Here is a 20766-nt window from a genome sequence, read left to right as displayed (position 1 = left end):
AGTAACTGGCCATTATACCTGCGCTGACGCTGCTGGCTACCGTGCGGGTCGGCTCAGGAATAGCGTTTTCGGGGGCTTTGCGCGTTCAGAACATCCAGACGCTGGCGCTTTTCGGCCAGCTTGATTTCCAGCCCTCGATTAACCGGCTCATAGTAACGACGCCGGTGAACGGCCTCAGGCAGATAGGATTCCCCGGCGGCAAAGGCGTCCGGTTCATCGTGGGCGTAGCGGTACTCGTCACCGTGACCAAGACTTTTCATCAGCTTGGTCGGTGCGTTGCGAAGGTGCACGGGCACCTCGTAGTCGGGATCGCTGCGGATATCCGCCATACATTGATTGAATGCGTTGTAGACGCCGTTGCTTTTCGGCGCGAGCGCCAGATAGGTCACCGCCTGTGCCAGGGCCAGTTCCCCTTCCGGGGAGCCCAGCCGCTCCTGGGCGGCCCAGGCGTCCATTGATAACTGCAGTGCCCGGGGGTCGGCGTTGCCAATATCCTCACTGGCAATTCTCACCAGGCGACGGGCGACATACAGCGGGTCGCAACCACCGTCGAGCATTCGGCACAGCCAGTAAAGCGATCCATCGGGGTCCGAACCACGAACGGATTTATGCAGGGCGGAAATCTGGTCATAAAAGACATCTCCGCCTTTGTCAAAACGTCGCAGGCTGGTTTGCAACACCTGCTCAAGGTGCCCGTTGGTGATCCGGAGTCGGCCCTGACCATCGTCCTCGGCCAGATCCGTTGCCACCTCAAGAATGTTCAGGGCCTTGCGGGCGTCACCGCCCGAGGCCGATGCCATCATCGTCAACACCGCGTCGTCAACGTCCACCGCCGCGTTCAGGCCCTCCGGCGCCTCGAGCGCCCGGCGCAGCAAACGCATCACATCCTGCGCTTCAAGGTTCTTGAGCACATAGACACGGGTTCGCGACAACAACGCGCTGTTCAGCTCAAAGGAAGGGTTTTCGGTGGTTGCGCCGACAAATATGAAGGTTCCGTCTTCAATGTGGGGCAGAAAGGCGTCCTGCTGACCTTTGTTGAAGCGATGGACCTCATCGACAAACAACAGCGTGTCCCGACCTTCCATGGTTTTGCGGTTCTTTGCCCGCTCAACGATCTCGCGAATGTCTTTGACGCCACTGAGCACAGCGGAAACGGTTTCAAAACTCAGATCGCTGAGGTTGGCCAGCAGCTGCGCAAAGGTGGTTTTGCCGACACCGGGCGGCCCCCAAAGAATCATCGAATGCAGTTGCCCCTGCTCGACCGCCCTGCGGAGCGGTCTTCCCGCACCCACCAGGTGAGCCTGCCCGACGTAATCCTCCAGGGTTCGCGGTCGCATACGCGCCGCCAGAGGGCGAAAACCCTCCTTTTCCTGGAAGAGGCTGTCCTGCATCAGGCTCCGTCCCGGATCACATCCACCTCGTCCGGATAGTCGAGGGTGAACACCTTGTCGGCAATGGCACTGTTGAGCTGAATATCGTCGAAGCTCAGCACACTGATCTGAGAGAGGGAGTCCTGCATGCGCATTTCCTGCAATTCTCCCTTGTAAAAGGTTAGCCGCAGCGACACAAACAGCGAATCTGCATCGCGGGGCTCCAGGGTAAACTCCCGGGTATGCTCGCCCTTGACGCTGCCAGAGACCTTGTAGGTGTCATTCAGATTGCCCACTTCGCCGCTGAGCAACAGCGCGGGGGTGGTTTGGACCTGCTTATCCAGGTTGTGGACCGTGACCTGTTCAAGATCCGGATCATACACCTCTACGGTGGTGCCGTTGCTGACGATAAACTGTGAGTGGGGCTGGTTTGTCTCCCAGTAAAACAGACCTGGGCGCTTGGCCTTGAGTGCCCCGCGGGATTCCTGCACGCGGTTGCCATTTTCATTCACCACAATCTGGATAAAGTCGGCCTGATAGGACTCATAGCTTTCCAGCGTCCTGGCCAGTTCGGCTGCATCTTTCTCACTGTCAGCCTGAGCAGCAACGGGTGACAGCATGGCCACCAGCAGCAACGGCATCCAGAAAGCACGGGCAATGTGTTTCATCGTCATAACAACTCCTAATCTCTCGGTGGCGGCGGTGCCAGCACTTCCCGGGCGCCGTTGTGCCCCGCAGCGCTGACCACGCCTGATGCTTCCATGGCATCAACCAGGTTTGCCGCCCGGTTGTACCCGATCTTGAATTTTCGCTGAACAGAGGAAATGGAAACCCGACGACCTTCCGTCACGAAAGCGACGGCCTCATCGTAAAGCGCGTCTCCCTCATTGTCGCCGCCTTCTGACAGGCTTGGTACGCCGGGCAGACTTTCGCCCTCGGCACCGTTCAGCACGTCGTCGATGTACACTGGCTCGCCTCTGGCTTTCCAGGCGCTGACAACCCGGTGAACTTCGTCGTCATCCACAAAGGCGCCGTGCACCCGCACAGGGAGACCGGAGCCCGGGGGCAAATACAGCATGTCGCCATGCCCCAGTAGCTGTTCCGCCCCACCCTGATCAAGCACGGTGCGGGAGTCAATCTTGGAAGACACCTGAAACGACATCCGCGTGGGGATGTTGGCCTTGATCAGACCAGTAATAACGTCCACCGAGGGTCGCTGAGTCGCCAGAATCAGATGGATACCCGCTGCCCGCGCTTTCTGCGCGATACGGGCGATAAGCTCCTCCACCTTCTTACCGACAATCATCATCATGTCGGCGAATTCGTCGATCACCACCACGATGAACGGCAGGGTATCCAGTTCCGGGCGCTCCTGCTCGTCATTGGCCAGGTATTCGTCAGGTTTCCAAAGCGGGTCGAGAATGGGCTCGCCCGCTGCAGCAGCATCCCGGATCTTGCGGTTGTAGCCGGCAATGTTTCTCACACCCAGATTGGCCATCAACCGATAGCGGCGCTCCATCTCCGCAACGCACCAACGCAGGGCGTTAGCGGCTTCTTTCATATCCGTTACCACCGGTGCCAGCAGGTGGGGAATGCCGTCATAGATGCTCAGCTCCAGCATCTTCGGGTCCACCATGATGAAGCGAACTTCTTCCGGCGTGGCCTTCAGCAGCATGCTGAGCAGCATCGCGTTGACACCCACGGACTTACCGGAACCGGTAGTGCCCGCCACCAGCAGGTGAGGCATCTTGGCAAGATTGGCCACCATCGGGTTACCGCCAATGTCGTTCCCCAGGGCGAGGGTCAACGGTGATGACGAATCCTCGAAAACCCGCGCGCTCAACACTTCACTGAGCCGAACGATTTCGCGCTCTTCATTGGGAATCTCGATACCCACGACGGATTTGCCTGGAATCACCTCCACAACGCGGACACTCAGCACCGCGAGTGAGCGGGCCAGATCCTTCGCCAGATTCGAGATCTTGCTAACCTTGACGCCCGGGGCCGGCTTGATTTCGAAACGGGTGATCACCGGGCCGGGGTTGACCTCGACCACTTCGACCGACACACCAAAGTCCGCCAGTTTTTCCTCAAGCAAGCGGGACATATGCTCGAGGGCCTCTTCGGAGTAGCCTTTTTCCTTATGCTCTTCGGGCGGGTCCAGCAACGAAATAGGCGGAATCGGGCTCTCGACATCTTCCAGCAGAGACGGCTGGCTACCCTTCCCTTTCGAGTCGGCTTTGGCCTGTTCGTCTCGCTTGAACGGCGAAATCTTCAGTGCCCTGGATACCGCGCCACCCGTTACCGGCGCCGTCTTCGCCACGCCATTCATTGACGCCTTATCAGCGGCATCGGCATGGTCGTCACGGGAACTGAAGCTCTCCAGGCGCGCAGGCTCGACATCCTGGGTCTCGGCAAGGCCGTCGATGGCAGGTTCCCGCCGTTGCTGAGACGGTGCGGCTTCCTTGGCCGGTTTACTTTTCGGCTTTTTCGGGCCCAGGCCGGGTATTTTCTGCCACCAGCGCAGACCCGCAGCAGCACGCACTTTGGGTACTTCCACGCGATCCTTGACCACCGGCGGCTCCGGCGGTGTTCCTTTGGCGGCCACCTCAGGCTTTGCCGGCTTTTTGGCCCTGCCCTGGGCACTGAACACGCGCTTCAGCCAGGCACCGAACCGAAGGGTAACCAGGCCAAGCTGGTCCATCAGCCAAAACCATGAGAGCCCGGTGGTGACCGTCAGCGCGAACAGGAAAATAGCAATCAGTAGCAGCGTGGTAGCGGGCAGATTGAAAAAACGCACCATGGCTTCGGACACGGCCGATCCAAGCACACCGCCGGACGACACCCCGAGGCCGAACACCGAGTACAGCGACAGAAGACTGGTGGCAGACAGGAGAATAAGAAGAAACCCGCCAAAACGCATGGCCAGCAGCGGCCAATGCAGATCAATGGCGTCATTGCGGCGGCGGATGAGCATCAGCGCGTAACCGGCAATCATCACCGGAAACAGGAAGGCCACATGGCCGAAGAAATCCATCAACAGGCTCGCAATCCAGGCGCCGGTGCGGCCCGCGTGATTCTGCACGCTGGTATCGTGGCCAATGCTCGCCCACCCCGGATCAGACGGGCTGAAGGTGACCAGAGCCATTGCCAGGTAAATACACAGGGCAATCAGCGCAATCACGGCGCCCTCGCGGGTGCCCTGAGCCGCGAGGCGACGGAATCGCTGCTGCTTTTCGGTCAGTTGGGGTGCCTTTTGTGCTTTTGCCGACTCTGCCATGAATGCCCAGACGTTTCCGTGACGGTTATTTTTCCAGAGCGCTGAAACCGCGCTGAAGATCGATTTTCAGGTCTTCGACGGCTTCAATACCGACCGATATCCTGACCAGGTTTTCGGTGATACCGGCCTGAGCCTTGTCTTCCGGCGACAATCGGCCGTGGGTTGTGGTCGCCGGATGGGTGATGGTGGTCTTCACGTCGCCCAGGTTCGCGGTGATTGAAATCATTCGGGTGGCGTCAATGAATGCCCACGCCTCTTCCCGGCCCCCTTTGACCCTGAACGAGAGAACGCCGCCAAAGCCCGATTGTTGCTCCCGCGCCAACGCATGCTGAGGATGACTCTCGAGTCCCGCATAGAATACTTCCGCCACAGCAGGCTGCGCCTCCAGCCACTGCGCCAACTCTAACGCATTGTCGCAATGGGCTCGCATACGGATTGGTAAGGTTTCCAACCCCTTGAGAAACACCCAGGCATTGAAGGGGCTCATGGTCGGGCCTGCCGAGCGCAAAAACCCATAGACTTCATCCATCAGATTCGCTGGCCCCACAACAACGCCGCCCACACAGCGGCCCTGGCCATCCAGATACTTGGTTGCCGAATGAATGATGATGTCTGCTCCATGTTCAAGCGGGCGCTGCAATACCGGGGTGCAGAAGCAGTTATCCACCACAAAGAGGGCATCGTTGGCATGGGCCAGTGCAGCCAGCGCGGCCATGTCGGCCACTTCACACAGCGGATTCGAGGGTGTTTCGATGAACAGCATCCGGGTTTCCGGGCGGATCTCACGCTCCCACTGCGCCTGATCAGTCAGACTGACAAAGCTGGTTTCTACACCAAACTTGGCCATGTACTTCTGAAACAGCACGTTGGTGGTGCCGAACACGCCCCGGGAACACACCACATGGTCACCGGACTTCAACAGGGCCATGCAGGTACTGAGGATAGCGGCCATGCCCGAAGAGGTGGCCACGGCCTTTTCCCCGCCCTCCATAGCCGCAATACGGGCTTCGAACGCCTGCACAGTAGGATTTGTAAACCGCGAATAGATGTTGCCCGGCTCTTCACCGCCAAAGCGGGCCGCGGCCTGGGCGGCACTCCCGTAGACGAAACTTGACGTCGGAAAAATCGCGTCACTGTGCTCAAGCTGACCGGTCCGGATCTGACCGGCACGCACCGCCAGGGTGTCCACCGACATGCCCTCGAGGTCCGACTCCGGAATCCAGACATGCTCGTCGCGGCAAAAGGTCATGATACGCTCCTGAAACTGGCGGTCTGCCGGTTAATCTTCATCGTTATAAAGGTCAATGATGCCGTTGTCTGCGGAGTCCACGTTACCGCCTTCAAACCGGTTTTCATCGTTCCGCATGGCTTCGAGGCGGGTAAGATAGGCCTCGTCCACATCGCCGGTGATGTAGTTTCCGGTGAACACGGAACACTCCCAGCCCTCGATGTCCGGATTGACATCGCTGACGCAGGTCACCAGATCGTTCAGGTCCTGGTACAGCAGCCAGTCCGCGCCGATCAGGTCACGGATTTCCTCCACCGTGCGATCATGAGCAATCAACTCACTGGCTGACGGCATATCGATGCCGTAGACGTTCGGGAAGCGAACCGGGGGCGCGGCAGAGGCGAAATAGACCTTGCGGGCGCCCGCGTCACGGGCCATCTGCACAATCTCCTGACAGGTGGTGCCACGCACGATCGAGTCGTCTACGAGCATCACATTCTTGCCACGGAACTCCAGATCAATAGGGTTGAGCTTCTGGCGAACGGATTTCTTCCGCATTTTCTGACCCGGCATAATGAAGGTGCGGCCGATGTAGCGGTTCTTGATGAACCCCTCACGGAATTTCACCCCCAACAAGTGGGCCATCTGCATCGCCGACGTCCGGCTGGTGTCCGGAATCGGCATGACCACGTCAATGTCGTGGTCTGACCACTCCCTCAGTACTTTGTCAGCCAGGGTCTCGCCCATTCGCAACCGTGCCTTGTAAACAGACACCTTGTCTATGATGGAGTCCGGACGGGCAAAATACACGTGCTCAAAGATACACGGGTACAGGTGCGGTTCCTCGGAACATTGCTCGGTGTAGAGCGTGCCGTCGGTTTCGATGTACACCGCCTCACCCGGCGCTATATCACGCACCAGGGTAAACCCGGCGGCACTCAGGGCCACGCTCTCTGAGGCAATCATGTACTCTTTGCCTTCGTCGGTTTCACGGACGCCGTAGCAGGCGGGGCGAATGCCGTTAGGATCACGGAACCCGACAATGCCGTAGCCGGTGATCATGGCGATGACCGCATAGGCACCGCGGCAGCGCTGGTGTACAGCACGCACCGCTGAGAAAATGTCGTCCTTGGTGGGATCCAGTTTGCCCAGTTTCTGCAGTTCGTGGGCGAACACGTTCAACAACACTTCGGAATCGGAATTGGTGTTGATGTGGCGCAGATCAGTGCGGAACAGGTCCTTGCTCAGATCATCGGCATTGGTCAGGTTGCCGTTGTGCGCCAGGGTGATGCCGTAGGGACTGTTGACGTAGAACGGCTGTGCCTCTGCCGAACTGGAACTGCCTGCAGTCGGATAACGCACGTGACCGATACCCACATTGCCCACCAGACGACGCATGTGACGGGTACGAAAAACATCCCGCACCAGGCCGTTGTCCTTGCGCAGATAGAAACGGTCATCCTGAAAGGTAACAATGCCCGCCGCATCCTGGCCCCGGTGCTGTAAAACGGTCAGCGCATCGTAAAGCGACTGATTCACGTTGGAAGTACTGACTACGCCGACAATGCCACACATGGATACGGTTATCTCCGAAGCGTTAAAACTGAATGTTAGCGGGACACGGAATCGGGTTCCATGCCTTCTTCCTGCTGGGGATCCGACGACCCGGCAGCGTTGTCTGCCGCCGGTCCCAGAAACCGGGCGAACTCGTCCCCGAGCGTGCGTCTGGACCAGTCTTCGACGACGGCCAGCCGGTTGATCATCACCGAACTCTGCCACCAGGTATCCTGGGCAAGCGGCGTGTAACGGGTCAAGGCGATGCCTACGATCACGACCACCACCCCGCGTAGCAGACCGAAACCCATGCCCAGCACACGGTCCGTGGCAGAAAGGCCGGTAGCCCGGACAAGATGCCCGATCATATTATTGATGATGGCGCCCACAATCAGGGTGCCAAAGAACAGAATGGCAAACGCCGCGATCAGGCGCACCATGGGCGTTTCTACGGTGTTTTCCAGCAAAGCCTGCATCTGGGGGTGAAAGGTGCGCGCGATAATAAACGCACCAATCCAGGTGACCAGAGACAGGGCTTCCCTGACGAACCCCCGCTTGAGGCTGATAAGAGTGGATACGGTGATAAGGGCGATGATGACCCAGTCAATCCAGATCAGCGCTTCCATGAAAAACCCGGTGGCGAAATTGAAGCGCGAATTCTAACAGGAAACGCACCCGCACCAAACTGCCGGTTTGTACCAATCGGATTGGATGTCGAACTATTTGCCGCCAGTGGTCACCAGGCTATTGAGACCGAACTCCCGGTCCAGGGCTTTCTTGGCGCGCTCAGCCTCGGCCTTTTCGGCGAAAGGCCCGCTGAATACCCGCGTCAGGGTGGCATCGCCACGCTGAATTTTCTGAAAATGCGAGCTGTAGCCGACTTCGCGAACCTTGTTACGCAAGTTGAGGGCATTGTCGCCGCTGCCAAAACTGCCCAGCTGCACGACCCAAGCGCCGTCCAGTGATCCGGTGAATTCCGCCGGTTCGGCGGCAGACCCACTGGCTTCATCCGCCTGAGTGTCCAGCAGATCTTCCGCGGGGGCCCCGGAATCCGGCGAGTTGGCCACAGCCTGATCCAAGGGTTCAGGTTGTACGGGCTCCGCAGCCCTGCGATCAGAGGCCGTATTTTCCGGCTCAACCGGCTCCGGGCGGACCGGCTGGGTGCTCGCTTCGGTATCAGCGGGCTCCTCCAGACGGTACGCGGGCGCATCGGACATGACCGGGTCCGGTGCATCCACTTCCGGGAATGGCGGCTCTTCAGGGATCTTAATGGAGCTCGAGGTGCGTTCCGAATGAGGCTCATCAAACAGCATGGGCACAAAAATCACTGCGAGTGACACCAGCACCAGCGCACCGATGATTCTCTGCTTCAGTCCGTCCACGTTCTGATTTCCCCTGTTCTGTTCGCATGTGGCCATGGAAAGTGGCAAGCAAGGCAGATACTAACCGCCCGCTCCGGAGAACTCAAAGCTTCGTCGGGGGCATGACCAAACTTTAAGGCTGTCGGCCTCTTCCGGCGACACCCAGACATTGCCGCGCTTCAGCCACGGTGAAGAACGACCCGAACACTATCACCAGGTCTTGAGCCCCGGCATCCTCCAGGGCGGCGCTCAGCGCCAGGCTAACGGTACCAAACTCCCTCGACTTCAGGGGCACCGGTAGCTCACGTATCCGCTGTACCAGTGCGTCACTGCCCAAGCCCCGGTGGCAGCTGAGCCCACCCAGATACCATTCGTCGACAACACCTGACATAGCCGCCACGACGCCCTCAACATCCTTGTCAGCGAGGGCCGCGTACACCGCCCTGACGCGGCCAATTTCCGGTCGGGCCAACCCAACGCGATCAGCCAGCCAGCGTGCCGCATGGGGGTTGTGCCCAACATCCACATACAGTGCAGGCGCCTGCCCCAGACGTTCGAAACGCCCCGGTACCCGAACCCTGGCGATGGACTGGGCAATGGTGTCCGGGCCGACCCCGGGCTCAAGCTCATGGAAAGCTACGGCGGCTGCGGCAACACTGTGCAGAGGCAGCGGCACACTGTCGGCGATTTGTAATGCTGCGCCGTCACTGAACTCCAGACGATGGCCATGCTCCTCAGGCACCAGTCGATAATTTTCTCCGAGCCGTTGCAGGCGCACCTTCTGCGCCGCGACCTGCTGGAGCACCGAGCGTGGCGGATCAATATCGGCGTACACTGCGGCGATACCCGGCCTGAGAATCCCGGCTTTCTCAAACCCGATCACTTCCCGGTTGTCACCGAGAAACGCAACATGATCAATGTCGACGGACGTGATGACAGCCAGATCAGCGTCAAGCACGTTGACCGCATCCAGACGACCACCCAACCCCACTTCCAGAATCCAGTCCTGTACGCCCGCTTTTGCCAGAATCAGAAAAGCGGCCAGGGTGCCGAATTCAAAATAGGTCAGAGTTACATTTTTGCGGGCGACTTCCACGTCGCAAAAAGCGTCAATCAGCTCAGCGTCGCTGACATCGGTGCCGTTGATGCGCACCCGTTCGCTGTAATGCTGCAGGTGTGGTGATGTGTAGGCCCCCACCGTGCGGCCCGCATCCAGCAACATTGCTTCAAGGCAGGCTACGGTGCTTCCCTTGCCGTTGGTACCACCCACGGTGACAACCCGCGCTGGCGGTTTGCGAGGAAACAGACGGCGTAACACCATCAGCACCCGCTCGAGGCCCATGTCTATTTCGGAAGGATGGATGGATTCAAGGTAGGACAGCCACTGATCCAGTGTGGCTCCGGCACCCGGCGCTTGCGGGTGCCGGTCAGAACCTTCAGCTTTGTGGGACATCGCTTTCCGGTCTTTCCGTCACTTCAAATTCGATCGGTGCTTCCGTGGCCGGCTTGTCTTGCCCGGTGAACTTGGCCAGCACATGAGCAATGCGCTCACGCATCTGGTGGCGATGCAGGATCATGTCGATGGCACCGTGTTCCAGCAAGAATTCACTGCGCTGGAAACCTTCCGGAAGTTTCTCGCGGACGGTCTGTTCAATAACTCTGGGGCCGGCGAAGCCGATGAGGGCATTGGGTTCAGCGATATTCAGGTCACCCAGCATAGCCAGGCTAGCAGAGACCCCACCAAAGACGGGATCCGTCATTACTGAAATATACGGGATACCCTCCTGCTTCATGCGCTCAAGCACCGCCGCCGTCTTGGACATCTGCATCAGCGACAGAATCGCTTCCTGCATCCGGGCGCCCCCACTTGCAGCGAAGCACACCAGCGGGATTCGCTCCTCCAGACACACATTGGCGGCCTGCACGAATTTCTCACCGACCACCTGGCCCATCGACCCGCCAAGGAAATTAAACTCGAAGGCACAAGCCACCAAAGGCAAACCCAGGGTTGTCCCCCTCATAACGACCAATGCGTCTTTTTCACCGGTGGCCTTCTGGGCCTGTGACAGGCGGTCCTTGTAACGCTTGCTGTCTTTGAACTTCAATCGATCCCAGGGCTCAAGGTCCGCGGCGATTTCCTGTCGACCTTCCTCGTCAAGGAAAATAGCCAGGCGACGGCGGGCATCCACCCGCAGGTGGTGATTGCACTTGGGGCAGACATCAAGATTTTTTTCAAGCTCGGGTTTGTACAGAAACGCGCCGCACTTGGGGCATTTCTTCCACAAGCCTTCAGGTACACCAGTACGCTGTTTGGATTCCGAACGAATCTTGCTCGGCATGATTTTGTCCAGCCAGTTACTCATGATCTCATCCTATCCTTTGATGCCTGCCCGCCGGGCCATCCTGAGTCTCAGGAGGCCAGACCGTCCAGTGCTTCACGCATTGGGTGGAGCAAATCTGTCAGCGCCCGCTTGAGCTGATCAGAATCTGCCTGATTTCGGGCTATTGTATCGACCAGCACGCTGCCAACAATTACACCATCGGATACCCGGCCAATGGCCGCTGCGGTTTCGGCGTCTCGAATACCGAAACCTACACCTACCGGAAGTGCCGTGATCTCATGAATATGTGCAACTTTGGCAGCAACTTCATCCACGTTTATCTTGCCAGCTCCCGTAATGCCTTTAAATGAAACATAGTACACATAGCCGGAAGAGTGCTCGCTAATTGAGCGAATTCGTTCATCCGTTGTGGTCGGCGCCAGCAAAAAAATCGCATCGAGGTCGCGCGCGGTGAACAATGGCGCCACTTCGTCTGCTTCCTCAGGGGGCAGATCCACCGTAAGAATGCCGTCCACTCCGGCGTCTGCGGCCGCGTCAGCAAAGGTCTCGTAGCCCATGGCCTCCATCGGGTTCAGGTACCCCATCAGCACCACTGGCGTGGTGTCGTTGCTGGTTCTGAACTGCTTGATCATGGCAATCACCTGACGCAGCGACGTGCCATGGACAAGCGCCCGCTCACACGCCTGCTGAATAATGGGTCCATCCGCCATGGGATCGGAGAACGGCACGCCCAACTCGATGATATCGGCACCGGCGTCCACCAGAGTGTGCATCAGCTCAACGGTCAGATCCGGGTGAGGATCACCTGCAGTGATGTAGGGAATCAGGGCCTTCCGGCCCTGCCCTTTCAGGGTTTTCAGAACCCCTTCAATTCGACTCATGCCTGCTCCTGTTTATTATGCTTCCTGATTGCCAATCATCAGGCTTCAATGCCATCGAGCTGCGCGATGGTGTGAATGTCCTTGTCACCGCGGCCAGAAATATTGATGACGATCATCTGGTCCTTATCCATGGTCGGCGCCAGCTTCATCGCGTAGGCCACCGCATGGGCGGTTTCCAGCGCCGGCATGATGCCCTCGACGCGGGTAAGCTTACGGAACCCGTCCAGAGCCTCATCATCGGTGACCGACACATAGTGCGCCCGCCCGATGTCTTTCAGCCAGCTGTGCTCCGGGCCAACCCCCGGGTAATCCAGGCCCGCGCTCACCGAATGGGTGCTGGCAATCTGGCCATTCTCGTCTTCCATCAGATAGGTGCGGTTGCCATGAAGCACGCCCGGGCGACCGGCACACAACGGAGCCGCATGTTGGCCGGAATCGATACCCAGCCCGCCAGCCTCAACACCGTACATCTGCACAGATTCATCGGTGAGGAACGGATAGAACATTCCGATCGCGTTCGAGCCACCGCCAACACAAGCGACCAGGGCGTCTGGCAGCTTGCCTGCCTGCGCCATTGCCTGAGCCCGGGTCTCGCGCCCAATTACCGATTGGAAGTCACGGACCAGCAACGGATAGGGATGAGGCCCGGCCACCGTGCCGATGATATAGAAAGTCTCATCCACGTTCGAGACCCAGTCCCGCATGGCATCGTTCATCGCGTCCTTGAGGGTTTTAGTGCCACTCTGGACCGCGTGCACCTGGGCACCCAGAAGCTTCATGCGATAGACGTTCAGGGACTGACGCTTGACGTCCTCCGCGCCCATGAACACATGACACTCCAGACCGAGACGGGCACATACGGTGGCGGTTGCCACTCCGTGCTGACCAGCCCCGGTTTCCGCAATCACCCGTTTCTTGCCAAGAAAGCTCGCCAACAGCGCCTGCCCGATGGTGTTGTTCACCTTGTGAGCGCCGGTGTGGTTGAGATCTTCCCGCTTGAGCCAGATCTGCGCCCCGCCGGTTTCGCGGGTAAGCCGCTCCGCGAAATACAGCGGGCTGGGACGACCAACATAATGAGCCAGATCTTCATCGAAGGCTTTCTGGAAATCCGGATCCTTTTTCAGGCGCAGGTATTCCTTTTCCAGCGTCATCAGCGAATCCATCAGGGTTTCCGATACAAACCGGCCGCCGTAGGCACCAAAGTGGCCCCGTGCATCCGGAAGTGCGCTCAGCATTTCTTCAGTCAGTTTCATCGACACGGTGAACCTCGTTTATAAAGTCGGAAATTTTTGCGCGGTCTTTCACGCCCTTGCTGCTTTCTACACCACCACTGACATCTACTGCCCAGGGCCTCACCTGCTCGACGGCGCTGGCAACGTTATCAGAAGCCAGGCCACCGGCCAATATCAGGGGCATTGGTCTGTTATCGGGTATCAGTGACCAGTTAAAACGTTTTCCGGTACCGCCGTATCGCTCGGGATCCCACGCATCCACGAGCAACCCGCCGGCACCCCTGAACTGCTCGAAAGCGGCCTCGATATCCGCCTGCTGCCGAACCCTCACCGCCTTGATCCAGCGCCGATCAAAACTGGCGCAGAATTCGGCCGTCTCGTCACCGTGAAACTGGAGCAAGTCCAGCGGGACCGTCGCCAGCACCTGCTCGACCAACGCCCGCGACGGGTTCACAAAAAGGCCGGTGGTGCCGACAAACGCCGGAGTGGCCGCCACCAAAGCCGCTGCCGTCGCCGGGCTGACGTTGCGGGGGCTCGGCTCATAAAACACAAAGCCCAGGGAATCGGCGCCAGCTTGTGCAGCCGCCTGCACGTCATCCCGGCGGGTGATTCCACAGATTTTGATTCGGGTTCTCATAAGCCTGGAGTCAGTTCGGTCGGTGAGTCCATGTTGGCAGCCTGGGTGCGTTCTCGTCATGCTGGAACCAGGGGCGAACGAACCCCGGGCCACACAGCGCGGACGGAATTGCAAAACGTTCGGGGTACCCCACATCCACCAGGTACAACCCGAAAGGGGGTGCCGTTACACCCGCCGCCTTTCGATCTCTGGTTTCAAGTATCTCACGAATCCAGGTCACAGGTCGCGCACCACTGCCAACGGCCATCAGGGCGCCGGCAATGTTCCTGACCATATGGTGCAGGAACGCGTTTGCCTGCACATCAATTACGACAAAATCCCCATTTCGGGTTACCGAGATCCGCTCCATGAAGCGGTTGGGAGAGCGGGATTGACAGCCGGCCGCACGAAACGAAGAAAAATCATGCTCACCACTGAGGGCCTGTGCGGCCTCATGCATGCGTTCCGAGTCCAGTGGCCTGTAGGTCCAGCTCACCTGCCCACGCTGGATGCCCGGCCTCACAGGACTGTTGTAAATCACATATCGGTAGCGGCGATACGTTGCGGAAAAGCGCGCATGAAAATCTCCGACTCCATGCCCGGCCCAGTGCACCGCAATATCATCCGGCAACGCCGTGTTGATCCCCATCACCCACGAACGCAGATTGCGCACAGAGGGTGTGTCGAAATGCACGATCTGGTAGCTGGCATGAACGGCAGCATCGGTCCGGCCGGCACAAACCAGATCGACCGGATGGTCCGCCACACGAGCAACGGCACGATTCAGCTCGGCTTCAACGGAACGCACGCCCGACTTCTGGAGCTGCCAGCCATGAAACGACCGGCCATCGTATTCCAATGCCAGAGCAACGCGACCGTCGCCAATGGCATTGTCCGTGGTAAGCGCTTGGGGGTTCAGGAACAAGAGATAATCCGACTGACCATGGGTATAAAACAAAACGCCGGCTCTGGCCGGGAATGAACCCGGGAGCCGGCGCGATGAACACACTGAACCTGATTATAACGAATCAGGAGAGATTTTTAAGAAGATCCTGAGCTTCGGTCTTCTGCTCGTCATTACCTTCAAGTGCTACTTCCTCGAGAATGTCACGGGCGCCATCGACATCACCCATCTCGATGTAAGCCCTGGCAAGGTCCAGCTTGGTGGCTGCCTCATCCGTGCCCGCAAGGAAGTCGAAGTCGTCGTCATCGCCGAGTTCTGACTCGTCGATCTCATCCACAACACTGCGACGCGCGCTCTTGTCGACAGCATCGGATGCCAACGGCGGCTCTGCGTCTTCCCCGGCCTCAGGGCCGTCGACGTCAAGGTCTGACAACTCTTCATCAAGGCCCTCGACACCCTCCAGGTTCTCGGCTTCCGCCGACAGCTCTTCTGGCGACTCGCTGCTTTTATCCACCAGGTTATCCTCCAGGTCCAGCTCTTCATCAAGAGAAACCCCCGGCTCGGACGTTTCCGGATTGGCCGAATCACTCGAGTCCGCAAACTCTTCCATCAGGGCGAGATCTTCTTCGGACACGTCGAGTTCAAGATCGTCCAATGAAGACTCCTCACTGCCGGAAGACTCAGTTTCCTCACCCGCGACTTTATCGAGTTCTGCGTCCAGCTCGTCCAGGAAAGATTCGTCCAGATCTCCCACGTCCTCGCCTGCATCAGACGGCGTTACCGCGTCTTCGGATTCTTCGGCACCGCGGCCATTGGTCAGATCGGATTCGGTATCCCGGCTGTCGGATTCGGTATCCAGACTTTCGAACTCGTCCAGATCCAGCTCTCCCGAATCATTATCCGCGTCGCTGGTGGCCGGCTCGGGTTTGGCGTCGAAATCCGACGAGTCAAAATCAAAGCTGAGGTCGTCCTCGTCCACTGCCTCACCGGTGGCATCGGCGGCGTGGTCACCCGCGATTCGAGTTTCCCCGGTCGTGAGCGCGTCATCCTCGACGGTCTCGTTCTCGTCACCGGATTCCAGGCTCGACAGATCGTATTCGATCATGTCACTGTCAGCCGCCTCTTCTCCGGGCCTGGAGTCTTCCAACGCCTCGTCGCTGAGATCAAAATCAGCGAAATCGGTATCGAGCTCCCCGAACTCCTCGGCCGAGGTCTCTTCAGGCCTGGTTTCAAACTGATCCGAAAGCGCCTCATCCGTCAGATGGCCTTCCTGCTCAGCGGGTGCATCCGTAGATGGCTTGTCGTCACTGGGGAAGGAATCGGACCGAAGCTGGGATTCCAGGTCATCAATACTGGGCATCGCCTCGGCTTCTTCCAGACGATCGCGCAGCGCAGTCGCTTCTTCGGTAGCCTGTTCGTCGTTCAGGGCTTCGATTTCGCGGAACTGCTTTTCAAAAGACTCGCGATCCTGCGTGTCGGCGTAGACGCCCAGCAGTTTCAGCCGGAAATCAGTACGGCTTGGCTCTCGGGAAATGGCGGATTCCAGAGTTTCGGCCGCCTTGTCCATCTGCCCGTAGGCGATGTAGGTTTCAGCCTCGGCCATCGGCTCGTCTGCGCCAACGTCAACGGTATCTTCATCATCAAGTGTCAGGTCGAACGAGTCTGTGCTGTCGTCAACCTCACCGTTCAACTGCTCATAGAATGCCTTTTCCCGATTCGCGTTGCGGCGAGCCAGAAGCAGCAACAGCAGCAACAGGATTACCAGGCCGCCACCCAGAGCAAGCTGATACAGAGAATTGCCGGTGATCGCATCGATGATGTTGCCCGGGAACCCTTTTTCCGGCTGCTGAGCCGGAACCGCGGGCTGCTCTTCGGCCTCGGGCTGCTCGGCAGGTTCAGCGGCCTGTTCCGGCGCCTCGATGTCATCAGCAACCAGGGCGCTCTCTGCTTCGCTGACGGATTCGCTGCCTTCGACGGCAACAGGCGGCTCCTCGACATCGGTCTCGTTACCCTCACTGTCGGCCATGGCCTCATCAGCACTGGGCTGCTCTTCGCCAGTCGTCGCGCCGTCCTGGCCTGACTCGTCCGGTGATGCATCGGCTTCAGGTGCGATCGCATCCCCATCACCGTGAGGGGCCTGGTCGTCTTCCATAGCGGATTCGCCACCGGTCATCGCTGCTTCCGGCGAATCGTCACCCGCAGTGGGCATGTCTGCCTCGGGCGTTTCGTCGGCGCCCATCTGCTGCATCTCTGCGAGCTGGCTGTCTTTCAGCTCCAGCAGGCGCTGAAGAGTTTCCACCTGATCCTGCAGATCGTCGACACGGCTGTTCAACTCATCATTTTCACGCCGCGCACTCTCCAGTTCTTCCATCGCAACGGCAGAGCCGGCATCAACGCCACCGGCTGTCTGGCCATCGCCACCGGCGGAGCCGCCATCTTCGGACGAGCGAGAGCCGGAGTCGTCTTCAGCGATGAGACGCAACTCGTCACCGGAGGGAGCCTGCGCGGCTGCCTCTGCAGGAGCAGAAGCGGATTCGGTTGCGTCAACGGCGGGCCGGGGACTGGAGAAGGCTTCATTCTGAGCCGCTACCAGGCGGGTAGCCTCGGCAGCGCTGCGACTGCGCATCTGGTCCATGTCCGGAAGACGCAACACTTCGCCCCGTTTGAGGCGGTTGATGTTGCCATCGATGAACGCACCCGGATTCAGATCCTGGATGGCCAGCATGGCCTGTTGCATCGAGACACTGTCATCCGGACGCACATTGGCCGCAATTTTCCAGAGTGTGTCGGAAGAATTGGTGGGACCGAACGTTCTTGCAGCGGAACCGGACGAAGCACGGGTGTCGCCATCCCGGCCGGAGGCGCCAAAAGGCTCCTGACGCTGGGTTGTCGAGGTCTCGGTTCGCGTCGCAGGTGCAGACACTCGCTCTTCGATGCCGGACTCTTCCGCGTAGACGGGCGGATCAACCAATACCGAGTATTCGCGCATCAACCTGCCACTCGGCCAGGTCACCTCCAGCAGAAAATTGAGGTATGGCTCCCGCAAGGGTTCCCGCGACGTCACGTTGACGATCAGACCGCCATCACGGCTGGTCGTCACCTCGAATTGAAGCTTGGTAAGGAATGTGTTCCGGTCGATACCGACCCGTTGATAGTCGTTCTCAGAGGCGATATTGACGAACACATCGCCGGGATCGACCCCCTGGCTTTTACGCAGATTGATATCCGCGTCCAGAGGCTCATTGAGATAGGACTGCAATTCAATTTCACCCAGCCCCAGGGCCTGTGCGACTCCCGAACCGAGCCCTCCCGCCAGAGCCAGGGCAACCGCCAGCTTGCGTACCTTCATGCTTATTCCTTTCCAGTCTCCGTTATTCGTTACTGCTTTTTCAAACAGAATCGGACGAGGTTGGATGACTTCCGTCTGGATAATTCTCGTTATTATGTCAGCTTATTAATCTTCAGTTGGGCAAGTATTGTTGATAAAACCCCTTTTATCAATCGATCAGCAGCAATCCTTGCACCATTTTTTTATCAATCGCGCGGAACTGCTTAGCGTTCCTGAAAATAACAGGGGCGGGGGCTGAAATCAGCCTCCGCCCCCTTGCCGGTTTGCCGAAACCGGACACAGTTGGCATTTAACGCCCCCGTGTAACAATTTTTAACGCTCCTGAAGGATCCGGAGCATGCGGCGCAGCGGTTCAGCAGCACCCCACAGCAGTTGATCGCCTACGGTGAACGCGGAAATGTATTCCGGCCCCATGGACAGCTTTCGAATACGGCCGATGGGCACGCTCAATGTACCGGTCACCTTCGCCGGGGTCAGCTCTTCAATGGTCGCATCGCGTTCATTGGGAATGACTTTGACCCAATCATTGGCTTTGGCGAGGATCGATTCGATCTCTGCGACCGGCAGATCCTTCTTCAGCTTGATGGTCAATGCCTGGCTGTGGGAGCGCATGGCGCCTATCCGCACGCAGATGCCGTCAATCGGGATCGGATGATCGGAGCGACCGAGGATCTTGTTGGTCTCGACCCCGGCTTTCCACTCTTCCTTGCTCATACCGTTATCGAGTTGTTTGTCGATAAACGGAATCAGGCTCCCCGCCAGGGGGACCTGGAAGTGCTCGGTCGGGAAATCCGCAGAACGCATGGTGTCGGTAACCTTGCGGTCGATTTCGAGGATGGCGGACGACGGATTATCCAGTTCGCTCTGGACGCTCTTGTTGAGCTCACCCATCTGGTTCAACAGTTCACGCATGTTCTGCGCGCCGGAACCGGAGGCCGCCTGATAGGTCATGGGAGACACCCACTCGATCAGATCCTGCTCCAGCAAACCGCCTAACGCCAGCATCATCAGACTCACGGTGCAGTTGCCGCCGACATAATCCTTCACGCCTTTGTCCAGCGCGGCATCAATCACATTGCGATTGACCGGGTCCAGAACAATGACGGAGTGATCCACCATCCGCAGCGTGGAGGCGGCATCAATCCAGTAGCCTTGCCAATCTGCGTCGCGCAGCTTCTGGTAGACCTCGCCGGTGTAGTCGCCACCCTGACAGGTCACGATCACGTCCATGGTTTTGAGAATGTCGATGTCGAACGCGTTCTGGAGAGGCGGAACGCCTTCTTTGCCCACATCGGGAGCCGGCTTACCCGCCTGGGACGTGGTAAAAAAGACCGGTTCGATATCGGCAAAATCGTTTTCTTCACGCATGCGCTGCATGAGGACTGAGCCCACCATGCCACGCCAACCTACAAGTCCAACTCGCTTCATGTGCGACCTTTGAACCTCATTTTATGCCCGCCCTCTGCAGTTATCGCTGGCAGGGACAGGATGGATGATCCCGCGGTAACCGCATCCTGTTACCGTCGGGTCTCAGATTCGCATTGCCGGAGCTGTTATCAGAGTGCCGCCAGAACCGCCTCACCCATTTCACGGGTGGACACTTTGCGGGCGCCCTCGGACATGATGTCCGCAGTGCGCAACCCCTGATCCAGTACCTTGCTGACGGCCGCTTCTATGGCATCTGCCGCTTTCTCTTCGCCGAGGCTGTACCTCAGCATCATCGCCGCACTGAGAATGGTCGCCAGCGGATTAGCGATACCCTGCCCGGCGATGTCCGGCGCGGAACCGTGACACGGCTCATACATGCCCTGTTTGTCCGAGTTCAGCGACGCAGACGGCAACATGCCAATCGAACCGGTGAGCATCGCCGCTTCGTCGGAAAGAATATCACCAAACATGTTGCCAGTCACAATCACATCGAACTGCTTGGGGGCGCGAACCAGCTGCATGGCGGCGTTGTCCACATACATATGGGACAGTTCCACGTCCGGGTACTCGCGGCGCAGATCGTTCATCACTTCCCGCCAGAGTACGGTCACTTCAAGCACATTCGCCTTGTCGACCGAGCAGAGTTTCTTGCCACGCTGCTGGGCCGCCTCGAAAGCCACCCGGCCAATCCGGCGGATCTCGGATTCGGTATAGGCATAGGTGTTGTAACCCTGGCGCTCACCACTCTCCAGTTCCCGCACGCCGCGCGGCTGGCCGAAGTAAATACCGCCGGTGAGCTCGCGCACAATCATAATATCCAGCCCTGACACCACCTCCGGTTTCAGCGAGGATGCTGACGCCAGTTGCGGGTACAGAATGGCCGGCCGCAGATTGGCAAACAACTCCAGATTTGAGCGCAGGCCCAGCAACCCCTTTTCCGGGCGCTTTGCCATGGGCAGACTGTCCCACTGGGGGCCGCCGACCGCGCCGAGGAGGATCGCGTCCGCCTTGCGGGCCTTTTCCAGCGTCTCATCCGGCAGGGGGCTGTCGGTTTCGTCAATGGCTGCACCACCTACAAGACCGCCCTCGAAGATCAGGCCAAGATCAAACGTTTCATTGATTTTGTGGAGCACTTTCTCGGCTTCAGCGACGATTTCAGGACCAATACCATCACCGGGCAGCATCAGAATTGTTCTGGACATAGCCGTTCCTTGCAGATTC

The 20766-nt window shown here is 58.7% G+C and carries 16 protein-coding genes and 2 pseudogenes; all 18 read right to left on the bottom strand.

The window, feature by feature from the left end; translation table 11 throughout:
* Positions 1-53: 53 nt before the first annotated feature.
* Positions 54-1391: a replication-associated recombination protein A gene (locus MLC70_RS01135; protein WP_248181129.1), complete on the bottom strand. Its 1338-nt coding sequence runs from the start codon at positions 1389-1391 to the stop codon at positions 54-56.
* Complete coding sequence (lolA, locus tag MLC70_RS01130) at positions 1391-2011, bottom strand: outer membrane lipoprotein periplasmic chaperone LolA (RefSeq protein ID WP_248181300.1); 621 nt, start codon at positions 2009-2011, stop codon at positions 1391-1393. The genes MLC70_RS01135 and lolA overlap by 1 nt, the downstream gene beginning before the upstream one ends.
* Before the next feature lie 41 nt (positions 2012-2052).
* Positions 2053-3630, bottom strand: a pseudogene (locus tag MLC70_RS18720) (DNA translocase FtsK); the annotation flags it as partial.
* Positions 3631-3927: 297 nt separating this feature from the next.
* Positions 3928-4650 (bottom strand): annotated as a pseudogene (locus MLC70_RS18715) (DNA translocase FtsK 4TM domain-containing protein); the annotation flags it as partial.
* 25 nt (positions 4651-4675) lie between these two features.
* Positions 4676-5899, bottom strand: coding sequence for an O-succinylhomoserine sulfhydrylase (locus MLC70_RS01120; protein WP_248181127.1), 1224 nt, complete (start codon positions 5897-5899; stop codon positions 4676-4678).
* 30 nt (positions 5900-5929) lie between these two features.
* Positions 5930-7453, bottom strand: a complete 1524-nt coding sequence (gene purF / locus MLC70_RS01115; protein WP_248181126.1) for an amidophosphoribosyltransferase — start codon at positions 7451-7453, stop codon at positions 5930-5932.
* A 35-nt stretch (positions 7454-7488) separates the two neighbouring features.
* Positions 7489-8058 carry a CvpA family protein gene (locus MLC70_RS01110; RefSeq protein ID WP_248181125.1) on the bottom strand — a complete coding sequence of 190 codons (570 nt, stop codon included), beginning with the start codon at positions 8056-8058 and terminating at the stop codon, positions 7489-7491.
* Positions 8059-8151: 93 nt separating this feature from the next.
* Positions 8152-8814, bottom strand: a complete 663-nt coding sequence (locus MLC70_RS01105; RefSeq protein ID WP_248181124.1) for an SPOR domain-containing protein — start codon at positions 8812-8814, stop codon at positions 8152-8154.
* A gap of 112 nt (positions 8815-8926) precedes the next feature.
* Complete coding sequence (gene folC / locus MLC70_RS01100; RefSeq protein ID WP_248181123.1) at positions 8927-10246, bottom strand: bifunctional tetrahydrofolate synthase/dihydrofolate synthase; 1320 nt, start codon at positions 10244-10246, stop codon at positions 8927-8929.
* On the bottom strand, positions 10230-11156 hold the full coding sequence (gene accD / locus MLC70_RS01095) for an acetyl-CoA carboxylase, carboxyltransferase subunit beta (RefSeq protein WP_248181122.1): 927 nt from the start codon (positions 11154-11156) through the stop codon (positions 10230-10232). The genes folC and accD overlap by 17 nt, the downstream gene beginning before the upstream one ends.
* Positions 11157-11203: 47 nt before the next feature.
* Positions 11204-12016: a tryptophan synthase subunit alpha gene (trpA, locus tag MLC70_RS01090; RefSeq protein WP_248181121.1), complete on the bottom strand. Its 813-nt coding sequence runs from the start codon at positions 12014-12016 to the stop codon at positions 11204-11206.
* A gap of 38 nt (positions 12017-12054) precedes the next feature.
* Positions 12055-13269, bottom strand: coding sequence for a tryptophan synthase subunit beta (trpB, locus tag MLC70_RS01085; RefSeq protein ID WP_248181120.1), 1215 nt, complete (start codon positions 13267-13269; stop codon positions 12055-12057).
* Positions 13256-13885, bottom strand: a complete 630-nt coding sequence (locus MLC70_RS01080; RefSeq protein WP_248181119.1) for a phosphoribosylanthranilate isomerase — start codon at positions 13883-13885, stop codon at positions 13256-13258. The genes trpB and MLC70_RS01080 overlap by 14 nt, the downstream gene beginning before the upstream one ends.
* Before the next feature lie 10 nt (positions 13886-13895).
* On the bottom strand, positions 13896-14789 hold the full coding sequence (gene truA, locus MLC70_RS01075; protein WP_248181118.1) for a tRNA pseudouridine(38-40) synthase TruA: 894 nt from the start codon (positions 14787-14789) through the stop codon (positions 13896-13898).
* Between the two features lie 103 nt (positions 14790-14892).
* The gene (locus MLC70_RS01070) at positions 14893-18117 is read right to left on the bottom strand and encodes a FimV/HubP family polar landmark protein (protein WP_248181117.1); all 3225 of its coding nucleotides are present in this window, start codon (positions 18115-18117) and stop codon (positions 14893-14895) included.
* Between the two features lie 148 nt (positions 18118-18265).
* Complete coding sequence (locus MLC70_RS01065) at positions 18266-18406, bottom strand: hypothetical protein (RefSeq protein WP_248181116.1); 141 nt, start codon at positions 18404-18406, stop codon at positions 18266-18268.
* Between the two features lie 23 nt (positions 18407-18429).
* Entirely contained in the window at positions 18430-19545 is a 1116-nt protein-coding gene (asd, locus tag MLC70_RS01060) for an aspartate-semialdehyde dehydrogenase (protein ID WP_248181115.1), read from the bottom strand.
* A 128-nt stretch (positions 19546-19673) separates the two neighbouring features.
* Positions 19674-20747 (bottom strand): 3-isopropylmalate dehydrogenase, encoded by a 1074-nt coding sequence (gene leuB, locus MLC70_RS01055; protein ID WP_248181114.1) that lies wholly within the window; start codon positions 20745-20747, stop codon positions 19674-19676.
* Between the last annotated feature and the right edge of the window lie 19 nt (positions 20748-20766).

Source organism: Marinobacter goseongensis (assembly GCF_023156235.1).
GTDB classification, from domain to species: Bacteria; Pseudomonadota; Gammaproteobacteria; order Pseudomonadales; family Oleiphilaceae; genus Marinobacter; species Marinobacter goseongensis.
This window is presented reverse-complemented; position numbering and strand designations above follow the sequence as displayed.